The sequence below is a fragment of the Sphingobium fuliginis genome (genome assembly GCF_015074805.1).
Classification (GTDB): domain Bacteria; phylum Pseudomonadota; class Alphaproteobacteria; order Sphingomonadales; family Sphingomonadaceae; genus Sphingobium; species Sphingobium fuliginis.
The window spans coordinates 1164052-1179903 of record NZ_CP060035.1 but is presented as its reverse complement, the minus strand read 5'-3'; the positions used below and the strand labels follow the sequence as shown (position 1 = coordinate 1179903).

Annotated in this window: 12 protein-coding genes and 2 tRNA genes; 4 read left to right on the top strand and 10 right to left on the bottom strand. The window is 64.6% G+C overall.

All coding sequences use genetic code 11. The features are described 5' to 3' along the window. Window positions 1-349 precede the first annotated feature (349 nt). Entirely contained in the window at window positions 350-2035 is a 1686-nt protein-coding gene (ettA, locus tag H5V43_RS05540; RefSeq protein ID WP_025551543.1) for an energy-dependent translational throttle protein EttA, read from the bottom strand. A gap of 102 nt (window positions 2036-2137) precedes the next feature. Between ettA and H5V43_RS05535 the strand changes: the two genes are divergently transcribed. From H5V43_RS05535 to H5V43_RS05525, 3 genes are all read left to right on the top strand, one after another. Then, the gene (locus H5V43_RS05535) at window positions 2138-3514 is read left to right on the top strand and encodes a M28 family peptidase (RefSeq protein WP_099185783.1); all 1377 of its coding nucleotides are present in this window, start codon (window positions 2138-2140) and stop codon (window positions 3512-3514) included. 155 nt (window positions 3515-3669) lie between these two features. Further along, the gene (locus tag H5V43_RS05530; protein WP_007689093.1) at window positions 3670-3882 is read left to right on the top strand and encodes a hypothetical protein; all 213 of its coding nucleotides are present in this window, start codon (window positions 3670-3672) and stop codon (window positions 3880-3882) included. A 131-nt stretch (window positions 3883-4013) separates the two neighbouring features. After that, a tRNA-Pro gene (locus H5V43_RS05525) sits at window positions 4014-4090 on the top strand. A 341-nt stretch (window positions 4091-4431) separates the two neighbouring features. Here H5V43_RS05525 and H5V43_RS05520 read toward each other — a convergent pair. From H5V43_RS05520 to H5V43_RS05490, 7 genes are all read right to left on the bottom strand, one after another. Continuing rightward, window positions 4432-5715, bottom strand: a complete 1284-nt coding sequence (locus tag H5V43_RS05520; RefSeq protein WP_099185784.1) for an alginate export family protein — start codon at window positions 5713-5715, stop codon at window positions 4432-4434. Window positions 5716-5783: 68 nt separating this feature from the next. Next, window positions 5784-6587: an ABC transporter ATP-binding protein gene (locus H5V43_RS05515; protein ID WP_025551545.1), complete on the bottom strand. Its 804-nt coding sequence runs from the start codon at window positions 6585-6587 to the stop codon at window positions 5784-5786. A 17-nt stretch (window positions 6588-6604) separates the two neighbouring features. Continuing rightward, entirely contained in the window at window positions 6605-7561 is a 957-nt protein-coding gene (gene ntrB / locus H5V43_RS05510; RefSeq protein WP_244968669.1) for a nitrate ABC transporter permease, read from the bottom strand. Window positions 7562-7575: 14 nt separating this feature from the next. Then, window positions 7576-8856 (bottom strand): CmpA/NrtA family ABC transporter substrate-binding protein, encoded by a 1281-nt coding sequence (locus H5V43_RS05505; RefSeq protein ID WP_193666789.1) that lies wholly within the window; start codon window positions 8854-8856, stop codon window positions 7576-7578. Between the two features lie 435 nt (window positions 8857-9291). Then, a tRNA-Ile gene (locus tag H5V43_RS05500) sits at window positions 9292-9367 on the bottom strand. Window positions 9368-9392: 25 nt separating this feature from the next. Continuing rightward, entirely contained in the window at window positions 9393-10430 is a 1038-nt protein-coding gene (locus H5V43_RS05495) for a polysaccharide deacetylase family protein (protein ID WP_025551547.1), read from the bottom strand. A gap of 51 nt (window positions 10431-10481) precedes the next feature. Continuing rightward, on the bottom strand, window positions 10482-12191 hold the full coding sequence (locus H5V43_RS05490) for a sensor histidine kinase (protein WP_025551549.1): 1710 nt from the start codon (window positions 12189-12191) through the stop codon (window positions 10482-10484). A 204-nt stretch (window positions 12192-12395) separates the two neighbouring features. Here H5V43_RS05490 and H5V43_RS05485 point away from each other — a divergent pair, with 204 nt between their 5' ends. After that, the gene (locus tag H5V43_RS05485; protein ID WP_025551551.1) at window positions 12396-12869 is read left to right on the top strand and encodes an Lrp/AsnC family transcriptional regulator; all 474 of its coding nucleotides are present in this window, start codon (window positions 12396-12398) and stop codon (window positions 12867-12869) included. A 207-nt stretch (window positions 12870-13076) separates the two neighbouring features. Here H5V43_RS05485 and H5V43_RS05480 read toward each other — a convergent pair whose 3' ends face one another. Continuing rightward, window positions 13077-14345, bottom strand: a complete 1269-nt coding sequence (locus H5V43_RS05480; protein WP_025552084.1) for a hypothetical protein — start codon at window positions 14343-14345, stop codon at window positions 13077-13079. A 106-nt stretch (window positions 14346-14451) separates the two neighbouring features. Beyond that, window positions 14452-15732: a hypothetical protein gene (locus tag H5V43_RS05475; protein ID WP_025552082.1), complete on the bottom strand. Its 1281-nt coding sequence runs from the start codon at window positions 15730-15732 to the stop codon at window positions 14452-14454. Window positions 15733-15852: the final 120 nt, after the last annotated feature.

The window sequence follows — 15852 nt, the reverse complement described above, 5'->3', positions numbered from 1 at the left end:
AATGTCTGCCCCCGTCCTTGGTTCTGAGGGGACTAACCCAAGTCAGATGCAGGGTGAAGCACCGAGATGGAAAGAATCATGCTTTGCGGTGAAATCATTGTCGGGGAACATCGCGGAAGGGATCGCGGCGGTGCCGGAAGATCGCCCACATGGGTGAGCAGGCTCTATCGAGGCGCTTTACACCAAAAAAAAGGCCGATCCCGAAGGACCGGCCTGAAAGTTTTAGGAGAGGATGCCTGAAAGGCCCCTCCTATGTGCAGTGCAGCACGTCATTTTGCAAGTGCGAAAAACATGCCCATCGTTGCAATGATTGCAATCCCTTGGCCATATTCGCGCTGCATCGCCGGACTCAGCGCGTCAGCTTCTTGTAGGCAAGCCGCGTCGGACGATCCGCCGCATCGCCCAGACGACGCCGCTTGTCCTCCTCATACATTTCGAAATTGCCCTCGAACCATTCGACATGGCTGTCGCCCTCGAACGCCAGGATATGAGTCGCCAGACGGTCGAGGAAGAAGCGGTCGTGGCTGATGACCACCGCGCAGCCCGCGAAATTCTCGATCGCCTCTTCCAGCGCGGCCAGCGTTTCGACATCAAGGTCGTTGGTCGGTTCGTCAAGCAGCAGCACGTTGCCGCCCTTCTTCAGCATCTTGGCGATGTGCACGCGGTTGCGCTCACCGCCGGACAGCTTGCCGACATTCTTCTGCTGGTCCTGCCCCTTGAAGTTGAAGGCGCCCACATAGGCGCGCGTCGACATGTCGTGGCCGTTGACCTTCACATAATCGAGGCCGTCGGAAACCTCTTCCCACACATTCTTCGACGGGTCGAGATGGTCGCGGCTCTGGTCGACATAGCCGAGGCGGACCGTCGAACCGATGTCGATCTCACCCGAATCAGGCTGCTCCTGCCCGGTGATGATCTTGAAAAGGGTGGACTTGCCCGCGCCGTTCGGCCCGATCACGCCGACGATGCCGCCCGGCGGCAGCATGAAGGAGAGATTCTCGAACAGCAGCTTGTCGCCATAGGCCTTCGAGATATTCTTCGCCTCGATCACCTTGCCGCCCAGACGCTCGGGCACCTGGATGACGATCTGCGCCTTGCCGGGGGTACGGTTCTCCTGGCTGGCGACCAGTTCCTCGAACTTCTTGATGCGCGCCTTGGACTTGGTCTGGCGGCCCTTCGTGCCGGCCCTGATCCATTCCAGCTCGTCGTTGATCGCCTTTTGCCGGCCGGTCGCCTCGCGGTCTTCCTGCTCCAGACGCTTGGACTTCTTCTCCAGATAGGTGGAGTAGTTGCCCTCGTAGGGGAAATATTTCCCGCGATCGAGTTCGAGAATCCAGCCCACCACATTGTCGAGGAAATAGCGGTCGTGGGTGATCATCAGCACCGCGCCCGCATATTCCTTCAGGTGGTTTTCCAGCCATTCGACGCTCTCGGCATCCAGATGGTTGGTCGGTTCGTCGAGCAGCAGGATGTCCGGCTTCTGGATCAGCAGGCGGGTGAGCGCGATGCGGCGCTTCTCACCGCCCGACAGGCTGTCGACCGGCCAGTCCGAAGGCGGGCAGCGCAGCGCTTCCATCGCGATCTCAAGCTGGTTGTCGAGCGTCCAGCCGTCCACGGCGTCGATCTGCTCCTGCAACGTGCCCATTTCCTCCATCAGCGCGTCGAAATCGACGTCCTCCGGCGGATCGGCCATGATCATGCTGATCTCGTTGAAGCGGTCCAGCTTGTCCGCGATCTCCCGCGCGCCGTCCTTGACGTTTTCCAATACCGTCTTGTTCGGGTCCAGTTGCGGTTCCTGCGGCAGGTAGCCGACCGAGATATTCTCGCCCGGCCACGCCTCTCCGCTGAAATCCGTGTCGATGCCGGCCATGATCTTCATCAGGGTCGACTTGCCCGCGCCGTTGGGGCCGACGATGCCGATCTTCGCGCCGCGATAGAATTGCAGGTTGATCTGGTTGAGCACCGGCTTGGCGGCGCCGGGAAAGCTCTTGGTCATGCTCTTCATGACGAAGGCGTATTGGGAGGAGGCGGACATGGCTTGAAGCAGCTCCGAAAGGACAATCGTTGGAAATTGGCGCCGGGTTAGCGGAGGCGGAACGCGTTGGCAAATGGGGGATGTCCCGCTAAGCCCTGATCCATGCAGAAAATCCGATCGGGCACGCTTGCCGCCCTTTTCCTCGGCAGCATATCCACCCCTGTCCTTCCTCTTGCTGCGGCGCCGGCCGGGCTGGAGGCGATTCGCGCGTCGGCCCTGACGGACGAGGTCGCGATGGACTTCACCGAAGGCCTGACCACCGAGGTCGGACCCCGCCCCGCCGGCACCCCGCAGGAAGCGCGGGCCCGCGATTGGGCCGTGGCGAAGCTCAAGGGCCTTGGCTTCTCCAACGTCCGGGCCGAACCCTACACCATGCCCGTATGGCTGCGCGGCCATGACGAGGCCCGCGTGATCGCACCCTTCCCGCAGACCCTGGTTCTCGCCGCCCTCGGCAACAGCGCCGCCACCCCAGACAAGGGGATCGAGGGAGAGGTCGTCTATTTCCCCACGCTGGCCGATCTGGAGGCCGCGCCCGAAGGGAGCCTGAAGGGCAGGATCGCCTTTGTCAGCCATGCCATGCACGCGACGCAGGACGGCAGTTCCTATGGCTATTTCGGCGCGACCCGCCGCCAGGGTCCCAGCATCGCCTCTAAAAAGGGCGCCATAGCCATTCTGATCCGCTCGATCGGCACCGACAATCATCGCCAGCCCCATACAGGCGTCCAGATGTGGGCGGATGGCGTGAAACCCATTCCCGCCGCCGCGCTCAGCGTGCCCGATGCCGAACAGCTTGCCCGGATTGTCTCCCGCGGGCAGCCGGTGCGGCTTCACCTCACGCTCAGTTCGAAGATGCTGAAGGACCAGCCCTCGGGCAATGTCCTGGCCGAAATCCCCGGCAGCGATCCCAAGGCGGGCGTGGTCGTCGCCGCATGCCATCTCGATAGCTGGGACCAGGGCACGGGGGCGATAGACGACGGCGCAGGCTGCGGCATCGTGGCCGCTGCGGCGCTTCAGGCGGCCAAGGCCGGGCCGCTCCGCCGCACCATCCGCGTGCTGATGGCCGGTGCGGAGGAAGTGGGCGGCAATGGCGGCCGCGCCTATTACGACGCCCATGGCAAGGAAGCACATGCCATGGCGATGGAATCGGACTTCGGGGCAGATCGCGTCTGGCGGGTGGATTTCAAGCTGCCGCAGGGCCATGATGCGCTTGCCCGCCGGGTCGTGGCCGGGCTGGCGCCGCTCGGCATCGGGGCCAGCCGATTGCCCGCGGGCGGAGGTTCCGACATCGAACCGCTGGTGAAGGCCGGCGTTCCGGTGATCGATCTCCAGCAGGACGGCACCCGGTATTTCGACATCCACCACACGCCGGACGATACGCTGGACAAGATCGATTCCGCGCAGCTTCGCCAGAATGTCGCCGCCTGGGCAGTTGCACTTTTCGAAATCGCAAATGCGCCGGAATCGCTAGGCGTTAACTGAACTTTTATTGTAGACAACACCCTGTCGCGTGATTCTGTCGCTTCACCGACGCAGAAAAGCATTGATTTGTGCAGCGCACACGTTAATGCGGGTCGCTCGCGTAAGTCACGATTTTGGTGTGACGACGCGGCAAAATGCTATGGGAGCCGTACACAATGAAGAAGATCGCTGTTGTTTTCGCTTCGGCCGGCCTGATGGCCCTCGCCGCTTGCGGTGAGAAGCCGGCCAACGAGACCGCGAACGCTTCGAACGCTGTTGTTGAGAACGTTGTCGAAAACGCCACCAACGCTGCCGACAACGCCGCGAACGCTGCCGACAACGCCGCCAACGCTGCGAACGTCGCCGGCAACGCCGCGAACGCCGAATAATCTTCGCTCCAGCGAGATTTTCGAAAGGGCGGATCGTCTTGGTACGATCCGCCCTTTTTCTATGCGGGCGGGATTGGGGCCAAAAGCGCGATTGACGTGCGGCCTGCTTCGCCGCTAAGGCCCGCGAGCGCCGGGGAGTAGCGCAGTCTGGTAGCGCGCCTGCTTTGGGAGCAGGATGTCGCAGGTTCGAATCCTGTCTCCCCGACCATTACCCTGGATACCGGGCTCTTCCGGCAGGCCGAGCGACGGCCTGTTCAGCGAAACAGCAGCCACAGGATAATGATGATGGGAATGGGCACGCCCAGCAACCACAGCAAAATGCCCTTGCCCATCCTGTCGATCCTCCATCGCCTGCTATTACTTTCGCAGGCTCAACGAGCAGGGAAGCCAGGAGGTTCCGCCGATGCCGCGCCCTTGCCAAAGCGGCCGGGGGCAGCCCGGCAACGGGCCGTGGCGACAGGCGTTGGCAACAGGTGAAGGCCACCGCCGCCGGTCCTTTGATCCGGCAGCGATGGCCCGCAACGGCGGCCCTGGAGCCGCAGGCAAATGTCAGAGCGCGTAGTCGATCTGCGCCCAGAACTTCCTGGTGTCGGCATCGCCGGTGTAGCTGGCGATCCCCTTGCGATCATAATCCGCATATTTGACGAGCGCGCTCAGATGCCTGTTCAGCTTCAGCGTCACCTGCGCATCATATTCGTCGCCATAATGGATCGACAGCCGGTCGCTGCTGAACCGGTGGTAGATGAAGGAAGCGACCAGCGGTCCGGCCTTGCCTACATTCAGCACGCTATAGGCGACGCCGGCATAATAATCCTGAATGCCGGTGCCGGGCGTGGTCAGGAACTTGTCGGCCCAACCGTTGAACTTGTGCAGCGTGGCAAAGGGCGTCTGGAAGGCGAAACCGCCCGCAATGCCGGTCGCGCCCGCATCCGACCCCAGCAATTCATAGCCCGCCGTCAGCTTGAAGGCGGCAATGTCCAGCCCCAGTTCCGCCGTGACGAAATCCGCCGAATAATCGACGGGATTGGTCGCATGGTCGCTCTGCCGCGCATAGCTGGCGAGGTAGCTGAGCTTCACCTTCTTCGCCAGCGGCTGCGCACCGGTGAAGCGCAGGCCATAGGTCTGGCTGCTGTTGCGCCTCAGCGGGGCCACCGCCTCATCCTCGTCCACCAGATAGGCGAAGCCGGTCAAAGTCCCGAGCTTGGTCTTGTAGGAGATGTTGGCGAAGACATCGTCGCCCTTGATGTCCGTCGGCCGGTTGGCCGAACCGAACTTGCCGCCGTCCATGCCCCAGATCGTCCGCGCCGCCATCGCGTAGCTGAGGTCGACCTTCAGGTTCTTGATCCCCATATATTCGATGCGCACGGCATCGAAGGTCTGCTCATTCTGCCGCCAGGCGACGGAGCCGACGAAACGCTGATCGTCCAGGTTGATCCGCTGACGGCCCACGGTCACGACCAGCGGCTTTGTGCGGTACTGGATCTGCACCCGGTTGGCCTCGACTGTCTCCGGATCGGCTACGATGGGATAGAGCGTCTTTCCGTTGACGCCGCTATTATAGTCCTCATCGATCGCCAGCGTGCCTTCGGCTTCGGCCAGGAAGGCCCAGGGACCCTTCGAAACCTCCCCGCCCGCGCGCAGCCGCATCGTCACGGAATGGGCATCGCGGCTGCTGCTGAGCGGCGCCGGGCCCGCCTGATCGACCGTTTCGTACCGCAAGCGGGCCTCCACGATCGGCTTGAAAACGACATCCTGCGCCAGCGCCGGCGCCGCGATCGCGGACAGTCCCATTATTGGGGCCGACGCCGAAAACAGGAAAGAAACCTTCTTCATAAATCCCCCTTCATTTGCTCCCGATGGCCTTTCCGGGCCTGTTCAGGGCATCCTCTCCAAACCGGATTTCAGGCGGCAAGCGTCGCCGGATTGCGGTAGCGCTCGTGCAGGAAGTGGATGACGGCGGAACGCGCTTCGGCATATTGGGCCGTGTCGATAGCCTCCAGCCGGTTCCGGGGACGGGCCAGCGCCACGGCAAGGTCCTCCCCGATCCGCGCCGCCGGGCCGTTGGTCATCATGACGACCCGATCAGCCAGCAGCACCGCCTCGTCGACATCATGGGTGATCATCAGCACGGTGTTGTTCAGCCGCGCCTGCAAATCCATGACCACGTCCTGAAGCGCCGCCCGTGTCAGCGCGTCGAGCGCGCCGAAAGGTTCGTCCATCAGCAGGACGCGTGGGTTCATGGCGATGGCGCGGGCGATGCCGACGCGCTGCTTCATGCCGCCAGACAGTTCGCCGGGCCGCTTGCCCGCGGCATGGGCCATCTGGACCAGTTCCAGATTGTGCATGACCCAGTCCCTGCGTTCGGCCCTGTTCCTGCCGCCCGCCGTCTGGTCGACGGCCAGACGCACATTCTCCTCGACCGTCAGCCAGGGCAGCAGGCTATGGTCCTGAAAGACGACCGCCCGGTCCGGCCCCGGCGCGTCGACCAGTTCGCCGTCGAGGAAAATCGCGCCCCGCGTCGGCTCGACCAGCCCGGCGACCGCATTGAGCAGCGTCGACTTGCCGCAGCCTGAATGGCCGATCAGCGCCACGAACTGGCCCTTTTCAACCTCCAGATCGATCCCGTCGAGCGCGCAGAAGCGCCCTGCCCTGGTCGGAAATTCGACGGTGACGCCCTCAAGCGCGAGATAGCTGCGCTGTTTCATGAAAATGCCTTCCCCTGTCAGCCTGCGCGGCCGATGATGCGGCCCGCAAAGGCGACGATGCGGTCCAGCGCGAAGCCCACCATGCCGATCCAGATCAGCGCGACGATGGTGTCGGTCAGCAGCGAACTGTTGTAGCTGTCCCAGATGAAGAAGCCGACGCCGGTGCCGCCCTGCACCATCTCGGCCGCGACGATGGCCAGCCAGCTCATGCCGACGCCGATGCGAAGACCGGTGAACATGTGCGGCACGGTGGCGGGCAGCATGATGCGCACGAAATATTCGATCGGATTGAGCGCCAGCACCTTGGCGACGTTGCGATAGGCGGCCGGAATGGTCTGCACCCCTGCCGCCGTGTTCAATATGATCGGCCAGATCGCGGTGATGAAGATCAGGAAGATGGCGGAGGGCTGCGCCTGCTGGAAGATGGCGAGGCTGATCGGCAGCCATGCCAGCGGCGGCACGGTGCGCAGCACCTGGAACAGCGGGTCGAGCGCGCGGAAGGCGAAGACGCTTTGCCCGATCAGGATGCCCAGCGCCACGCCGATCACCGCCGCGATGCTGTAGCCGATCAGCACGCGGCTGAGGCTGGTCAGCACATGGCCGGCAATGCCGACGTCGCCGCCGTCCTGGATGCTGAAATGGGTGAGGCCGATCTCCACGCCCTTGAACGGATGCATGATGACGTCATGGCTTTCCTGCCAGACGGCGAGCGGACTGGGGAAAGTCGCGCTCGGCGATCCGCAGAGCAACTGCCAGAAGGCCAGCAGCCCCGCGATCATCACCATGGTCGGCAGCACGCTGGCCGCCACGGATCGCGCTACGCGGATCAGCGGATGTTCGGGCGCTGCCACCGGCTCGAAACTGCGGCGGGCGATAGCTTCCTCGGGATAGGGCAGGATGACACCCAATTCGGTGCTGGACCCGCCGGTCGAAGCCGACGGCCCACTCATCCTGCCGGGCGATGGCGATGCCATGCTGATCTCCTTCATCAGACGCGCTTGATCGCCAGGCTGGCGAGATAGGCCTTGGGGTTGGCGGGATCGAAGGTCTTGCCGTCGAAGAATTTCTCGACGCCGCGGCTGTCGCTGGCCGGGCCCTTGCCGCCCAGCATCGCGGCGGCCTTGCGCCAGATGTCGGACCGGTTGACCTTCGCGATCACGCCCTTGCTATCCAACGTCATGGGCAGCTTGCCCCAGCGCTGGTTCTCCGTGAGGAACCAGAGATCGTGGCTCTTGTAGGGGAAGGAGGCGTAACCCGCGAAAAACTTCATCCTGAAGGCCGCGTTGGGGAATTTACGTCCGTCGCCCATGGTGAAATTGCCCTGCAGGCGGTCGGCAATGTCGGTGATCGGGCACTTCAGATAATCGCGCCCCGCAATCGTCCCGGCCAGTCGCGCGATATTGCCGGGATTGTCCGCCCATCGCTGCGCCTCGATGATCGCCGCCGTGATCGCCAGCGCCGCCCTGGGATATTTCGCCACCCAGTCGGACCGCATGGCGAAGCTCTTTTCGGGGTGGTTCATCCACATCTGGCCGGTCGAAACGGCGGTGTAGCCCAGTTGCTGCGCGACGAGCTGGTCGTTCCACGGCTCGCCCACGCAGAAGGCGTCCATCGTGTCGGCCTTCATGTTCGCCACCATCTGCGGCGGCGGCACGGTGATCAGTTCGACATCCTTGTCCGGATCGATCCCGCCGGCCGCCAGCCAATATCGCAGCCACATGTCATGCGTGCCGCCGGGGAAAGTCATCGCCATGGAGATCTTCTTGCCGGCCGCCTTGCGCTGGGCGATCACGCCTTTCATCTTTCCGGCGTTGAGGTCCGCCCTCGCCCCCAGATATTCCTTGGATACGGAGATCGCCTGGCCGTTGACATTGAGGCGGGCGAGGATGCTCATCGGCGTCGCCTTGCCGATCGCGCCCAGCGTCAGCAGATAGGGCATGGGCGTCAGGATATGCGCCCCGTCGATGCCGCCGCCCGCGCTTCCCAGCACCAGATTGTCGCGGGTCGCGCCCCAGCTCGCCTGCTTCGCCACCTGCACGTCGGGCATGCCATATTTGGCGAAGAAGCCGAGTTCCCTGGCGATGATCAGCGGCGCCGCATCGGTCAGCGCGATGAAGCCCAGCTTGGCGCGCGTGACTTCCGGTCCTGCCCCGGCCGCGAACGCCCCCGATGGAAATGCCTGCTGCACCGCAGCGAGCAGCGCCGCCGTGCCGCTCCTCTTCAGCAGCCCGCGCCGGCTGACGCCATGCTGATTATCCCCCTCTGCCATTCCCTGATGTCCTTTCCTTGTTGCCCGTGACTGCCGGAAGCAGCGCGCAACCAGCCATCGCCGGAAGCGATCCAGCGCACGAAAATCGATGCCGAAAGCCGCCCGGCAGCATCCATGCCGCCAGCGAAAACCCAATAAAAAAGCCGCCGGAACGAAGGTCGTCGGACCTTGTCCAGGCGGCGTCATTGCCATGTCGGTCTTTTCATCAACCGAAGCTGAACCTGACCGTCATCGGCAGGCCCAACCTATGTGCCGAAGCGCCCCTGCTTCGACGGGAGGGAAGCTGTCACCGATTCATCCGAGTCGCAAGCGAAATTTTTGCATTGCACAAACTATAACCGCCAAGCGCTTTGCCGGATCGGGCGGCAGGCGTCATGAACCCTGCACGTTCGCGCAAGATATGTCCGGCCAAGCAGATCGACGGTGTGAAGAAATTGGTGGGCCCGGCAGGACTCGAACCCGCAACCTAGCCGTTATGAGCGGCCAGCTCTAACCATTGAGCTACAGGCCCCACCTTGTTGCCCGGATAGGCAGCATCAGGCCGCTTGGCAAGCCTGTCCTCGCGGCTGGACTGCGTTAAGGAACGCATCCAGGGTCGCGGGGCGAACATTTCGCCTGTCCAGATGATCAAGCACTGCGTCCCACCAGCCATAGAAGGCGGTCCTGTCCGCCTCGTCGCGAACATAGGGCGTATGCCCCGGCTCCAGCGTCGGGGAGTGGAAACTGAAATTCAGCACCGGCACGCCCTCCCCCAACAGGGCGTCGATTGCGGCGATCGCCTCCCGCGCGTCGATCCCTTCGGGCGTCAGCGGTATGCGGCTCAACATCCCGGTGCGCGCCAATGCGCCAGCCATCGGTCCCATGAGTTGCGCCGCGCGGTACAGACGCTCGCCACCGCCGCGCAGCAGACCGGCAAAGGCCGTGGACAGCGGCAGCTCCACCAGGCGCCGCCTGGGTCCCGCCCAATAGGGATATTGCGGCAAGCCCCGGAAGTCCGGACCATATTGCCCGCCATAATCGAAACGGCTGCGGACCGAACTGTCCAGCCGGAAGCCCGCCTCCTCCAGCAGGGGGGCGCTGTTGGGCCCGACACCGTAGCGGCCGGCCCGGTAAGCGATGGGGCGAGCGCCGAAACGTTCCGCAATCCGCTGGCATAGCGCTTCCAGCTTCGCCCGCTCCACCGCCTCCGGCAGAAAGCCGACATAGCTGTTGGCGGCCGTCACCTCCTCGACATGCGGCGGATTGACCCAGGGATGCAGATGCGCGCCGATGTCGGCCGCGCCATCGGCCAGCCAGCGTCCCATCAGCTCCGCCGCTGCGTCGCTGTCGACCACGGGATAGTCGGTCACATAGACGGGTTTCACCCCGGCGGCCGAGAAATAGGCCTGGCCGCGCGCCATTCCGTCGAGCGCCGTCACGCCATGCCCCGTCCGGCGGAAGGGGGCGTTCCAGTCGAACTCCTCCTCCGTATCCACGAACAGCATGAAGCGCGTGCCGAAGTCCGGATCGAGCGTGACCCTGTCCTCCGCCGCCGGCGCGCGGAGCAGGTTGCCGTCATGGAAAAGCGTCGTCATCCCGCCACCGCTACCCGGATTTGGTTGCGATAGGGTTTCCCTCGGCGCAGGTCAGGCGCTGCCGACGGCATCCTCCGTCTCCGCCATGGCCGGCACGGCGAGCAGGAAACGGCCCGGTTCGACGTCCAGCGCCCCGCCGCACCCCGTCGCCAGACTGCGGATCAGGCGCAGGGAAAAGCCAAGGCCCAGCAGCGGGCCGTCCGCCCAATTGCCGTCCGGCATATAGCCCGGATCGAGCAGCCGGTCCTCTTCCATCCCCGCCAGCGTCGACGGCCGGTCGATGGCCAGCACCACGCGGCCTTCCGCCCCGTCCGGCTGATACCAGCAGGCGCCGGTCAGCGCTTCCCCGACCGGTGCAACGGATATGAGCGTACGCAGCAGATGCTGGATCATGCGCTCGCCCTGCACCGGGTCGATCCGCACCATCGGCAGGCCCCGCGCCATGGCGATGTCGATCTGCGCGCTGTCCCCCTGCTCGCGGAAGCGCGCCGAAACCTGCGTCACCAGCAGCGCGGGGTCGACGGCGCGCGGCGCCTCGTTCCCGCCCTCGCCCCGCGACACGCGCGCTGCAAGGTCCAGATCGTCGAAGGCCGTCAGCAGATGCCGCGCATCCACGGCGATCTTGCCCGCCATGTCGCGATATTCGGAACCTGCCGGACCGAACAGTTCCTGTTCGATGATCTCGGCAAAACCCAATATCGCATTCAGCGGCGTGCGGAGTTCATGCACCAGTTGCCGGATCGAATCGGCGGACAGGCCGGCGATGGACACAGGCTCGGCGCGGGGTTCGGCGGCGACTTCGTGGAGATAGGGCCGCCGGGCCTGCCCGCGATAGCCCTGGAAGCGGCCGGAGCGCGGATCGAAAAAGGGTGTGGCCGACAGCCGCCACTCGCCGGCCATCGTGCCGCCGACGATCGTATAGCGGCCGTTCTGAAAACCGCTGCGCCGCATGAAGGCGCCCGCGACATGGCCATCCGGGCCGCTGCCGCCTTCCAGCGCCGTCTCGTTGAGCGCAAGGCCGATCAGCGCCGCCCGCGGTCCCTGGTCGATCCAGACGATCGTTCCGGACGCATCCGTTTCGAAGGCGAAGGCGCGGGGTCCGGTGATGGCGGGGCGCTGCGGCGCTTCGTCCGCGTCGCCTGCGCGCCGGGCGCTGGTGAAGCGTGCGATCCGGTCAACCAGATTGCGGATCTGGCTGCGATCCTCCTCCGCCTCCTCGACCGGCTCGGCCTGCGGCCGGTCGATTTTCGGATCGGTAGGAACGATCATCGCCTCGGTCAGCAGCATGTCTTCCTGCTCGACCGCGACATCGCTGGTCAGCACCAGGTCGGTCGCACCGAACGCCTCCAGCCCCTGCAGCGTCGCCGGGCCAAGGTCGCGCCGCGACCGCAGCACGCCACGCGCCGTCGGCGTCAGGCGCGGCAACATCTCCACCCAGGCCGCGTCGGAAAGGCGCGCACGGGACATGGCTGCGGCGACAATCGCCGGGCGATCATTGGCGAAGAATTCGACCAGCGTGGGCGACCGCAACCGTCCGCCCAATTCCACGACCGTCGCGATCCGCTGCGTTTCCGACAGTTTCGGCAGCAGTCCGGTCAACCGTTCCAGCAGCGCCGCCCGTTCCGCATCGGACATGATCGATCGGTCGTGCCGGTCGTTTTGCGCCAGCAGATCCACGCATTGCCGCCAAAGCGTGACGGCCCCGATGCCGCTGCGTCCTTCCGCGGCGAGAACCGTCTGCATGAGATCGTTGAAGCGCACCCGAATTCCCCAAATTCCAGCCCCGGCGCAGCGCTGAAAAACCTTCCGCCGGAGAGATCGTTACACAGGAATAATGCTTCGCGCCGCAAAGGGGAAGGGCCGCGGACGGGTTCTTATGCGAACGTCACATAGTGGGACAATTGCATTGTCCTGAAATATTATTATGGTAACGCCTTATTAACTGGCAAGGAAATAAGCGGAATAATGGCCGGCCCCAATATTGACGACATCGACCTCCAGATCCTTGGCGAATTGCAGGGCGACGGCAGGATGACCAATGTGGAGCTGGCCCGCAAGGTGGGCCTGACGGCTCCCCCGTGCCTGCGCCGCGTCCGCGCACTGGAGGAAAGCGGGGCCATCAGTTCCTACCATGCCGTGGTCAACCCATCGATGCTGGGTTACACCATCACGGTCTTCGCGATGGTCAGCCTGAAGAGTCAGGCCGAAGCCGACCTGAAGGCATTTGAAGATCACATCGCCACCCTGCCCGAGGTGCGCGAATGCTATATGCTGAACGGCGAAATCGACTTCATCCTGAAGGTGGTGGCGAAGGACCTGCAAAGCTTCCAGCAATTCCTGACGTCGAAACTGACGCCCGCCCCCAATGTGGTCAGCGTGAAGACCTCGCTCACCATAAGGACATCCAAGAACCTGCCGGGCGTGCCGCTTCCCGTTTGAAGGGTGACGGTCAGGGTTGGTTTCCTGCCATTCCCCCTCCCGCAGGCGGGAGGGGGCTAGGGGGTGGGCTAGCGCGGCATCTGCGCTGTTTTGCAACGGCTAAGTCAGAAGCTCGCTACGCTCGCGCCCACCCCCAACCCCTCCCGTTTACGGGAGGGGAATGTCTTGGATTGGCCAATTCCGGCCACAAGCAGCCCGGCTTCTCCCTCAGCTCGCAGGCGCCACCGTCGGCATGGAGGCCGTCTTCCTGCTCTGCTGATCCACCCAGACAGACCAGAAGCCAGCGACATTCGCCCAGTTGCCCGTCGTCACCTGTCCCAGTGCGGCCTTCGCCCCGGCCAGATCGCCCGACCGCGCCAGCGCCACGCCAAGCCGTGCATTGGCCTTGCCGGCATCGACGCCTCCCTTGCTCAGGGCAAGGCGATATTGCTCGACCGCCTGCGGGAACTGGCCGAGCGAGAAATAGGTGTCGCCCACGGCCATAGCTGCCGACCCGTCCTTTGCCGCCGACGCCTTCTTCGCCGCAGCGGGCAGGCCCGCGATTTCCTTCGCAGCCTTGGGCGTGGCGCTCTTCAGCAATTGCGCCGTCGCCGCCTGTGTCGGCGTCAGCTTGCCGGCCGAGCGACCGGCCTCGATGATCGCCTTGGTCTCCGCGCTATAGCCCGTCTTGTCGGCCAGTTGCGCATAGGCCTGGTAGTCGCGCTCGCTCGCCATGGCGCCATTGGCCGCCTGCAGGCGATAGAGGTCGAGCTGCACCTGCGCATCCATGCCGGGCGCCGTCAGGTAATTGGCGAGAGCGGACCGCCATTCCCCTGCCGAATCATAATGGGCAAGGCGCTCCCGATACAACGCCCCCAACTCCGTCCAGTCCCCTGCCTGATAGGCCATGGAGATCGCCCGGTCGTACCAGGCGGCCGGTATCGGCTGCCCGGCTGTCCGCTGCCGCGCCAGCGCCTCCTGCACGAAGCCTCGCGCATCCTTGGGCTTGTTGCGCCGGATGGCGATGTCCGCGCGCAGCATGGTGGCGTCGATCGGATCGTAACCGAGCGTCCGGGCGTAATCGAGCTGCGCCGTCGCATCGTCGTAATTACCGACGATGTAGGACAGATAGCCCGCGATATAGCGCAGGCGCGGCATATCGCCCTTGGGCACCGAGGAGGTCTTGAACATGTCGTTCAATGCCACCCGCTGCGCCTGCCGGTCGACCTTCAGCACCGCGAGCTGGAACCGCAGGCCCGCCGCCACATAGGCCTCGAAATCGCTGACCGGCATCAGGCCCGAAATCTGGGCCTGCGCGGTCGAGACATCCCCGGCCTTGATCGCGCTGTCCGCCGCCTGCGTCGCGGCGCGGAAACTGTCCGACATCTGGATCGCGGGGCCGACGGCCGGCTTCTTCGCAACGGCGGGCGCGGCCGCCATCAGGGCGGCGCCGGCCAGCAGCCCGCAGGTCAGATTCGAATGTCTCATCATGGCCATGTCAGCCATCCCCCTTGTCGCCTGGCTCCGGCCAGACCGTCATCATGTTCGAAGATGAAAAAGGCGCACCGCCCGGACCGGGCAGCGCGCCTCCATCAGGCAAAGATCAGGCCTTGGTGGCCAGATAGGCCAGCCACAGATCGGCGATCTGCTTGCGCGAACCGGCCTGCACCGACTGGAAAGCCGCCTTGGCCGAAGCATTGTCGCCGCCCAGAGCCTTGGCGATGCCCATGCGGGTGTTGATCTCGTCCGCGTCGACGCCGCCCTTCTGCTTGGCGAGTTCGAACATCGCCGCCGCCTTGGCATAGTCGCCATAGCCCAGATAGGCGTCGGCCGTGGCCGCAGCGATCTTGCCATTGGCCGCCTTGCGCGCATCGGCCTCGGCCGTGCCCAGCGAGCCCTTGTCGCCCGCGATCTTCGACACGGCAGGCTGGTACAGGTCACCGCCCTGGCTGGCGTTCAGCACGCCCTTGCCGCGGCCCGCGTCGATCGCGGACTTCACTTCGCCATAGATGCCGGTCTTCGACGCCATTTCGGCATATTCCAGATAATCCTGCGCCACGACCAGGCCGCCGGAGGTCGCCATCAGGCGCAGCACGTCCAGATTCTCGCGGTTTGAGATATTGGGATTGGCCTGCTGGAACAGACGGATCAGCGTGCGCAGATTTTCGCCGCTGGGCGCAGCCTGATAGGCCATCTTGGCCCATTCGGTGACTTCAGGCAGCTTCGCCGTCGCGGCGCGGCTGACGCCGATCTGGTACCATTGCGCCGGCACCTGGCCGCCCGAGGCCCTGGTGGCGTCCGCCGCGGCCTTGAGCGCGGCCAGACCCTGCTGGTTCAGGCCACGCTGCGGCTCGACCGAAGCGTTGGCGGTGCCGGCCTTGCCGAAATAGGCCTGCGCCAGCGTCACGTTCACCGCTTCGGGCTTGTAACCGGCCTGCGCCGCGGCCTGGGCGCGGGTGATGGCAAGATCGTAATTCTTCGCCTGCAGCGCCTGGTCGGCGGCGACGGCGTTGAACTGGCCGGCCTGTTCCGGCGGGGTGAGGCCGCTGTCCAGCATCTGGGTCAGCGCCTCGCTCTGCATCGCCGCATCCTTGCCGGCGATGGAGGTGTTCAGCTTGATGGCGCCGATCTGATATTTGTCGTCGTTCGACTTGGCCTTGCTGTCGGCGTCGGCCAGCGCGGCCTTTGCCGCTGCGAAATCCTGCTTCTCGGCGGCTTGCTGCGCGGTCTGCAGCGCCTTCACCACATCGGGCGAGACGTTCAGCTTGGGCGCGCCGCCCTTCTTCTCTTCCTTCTTGGCCGCGAATGCCGGAACCGAAACGGCGCCGCCAGCCAGCGCGAGAGTCAGCGCGAGCGCCACGGGGGTAACAAAACGCATGTTCATCTTCTCCTCTGCGCCCGGGGGACAGGCGGCCTTTGTTTACGCCGATTAGGGGTCGGCGCGTGAATAACGTTTGAACGACCTATATGCACCAGTTAACCGCCTGTCAGCCCCAAGGAACGG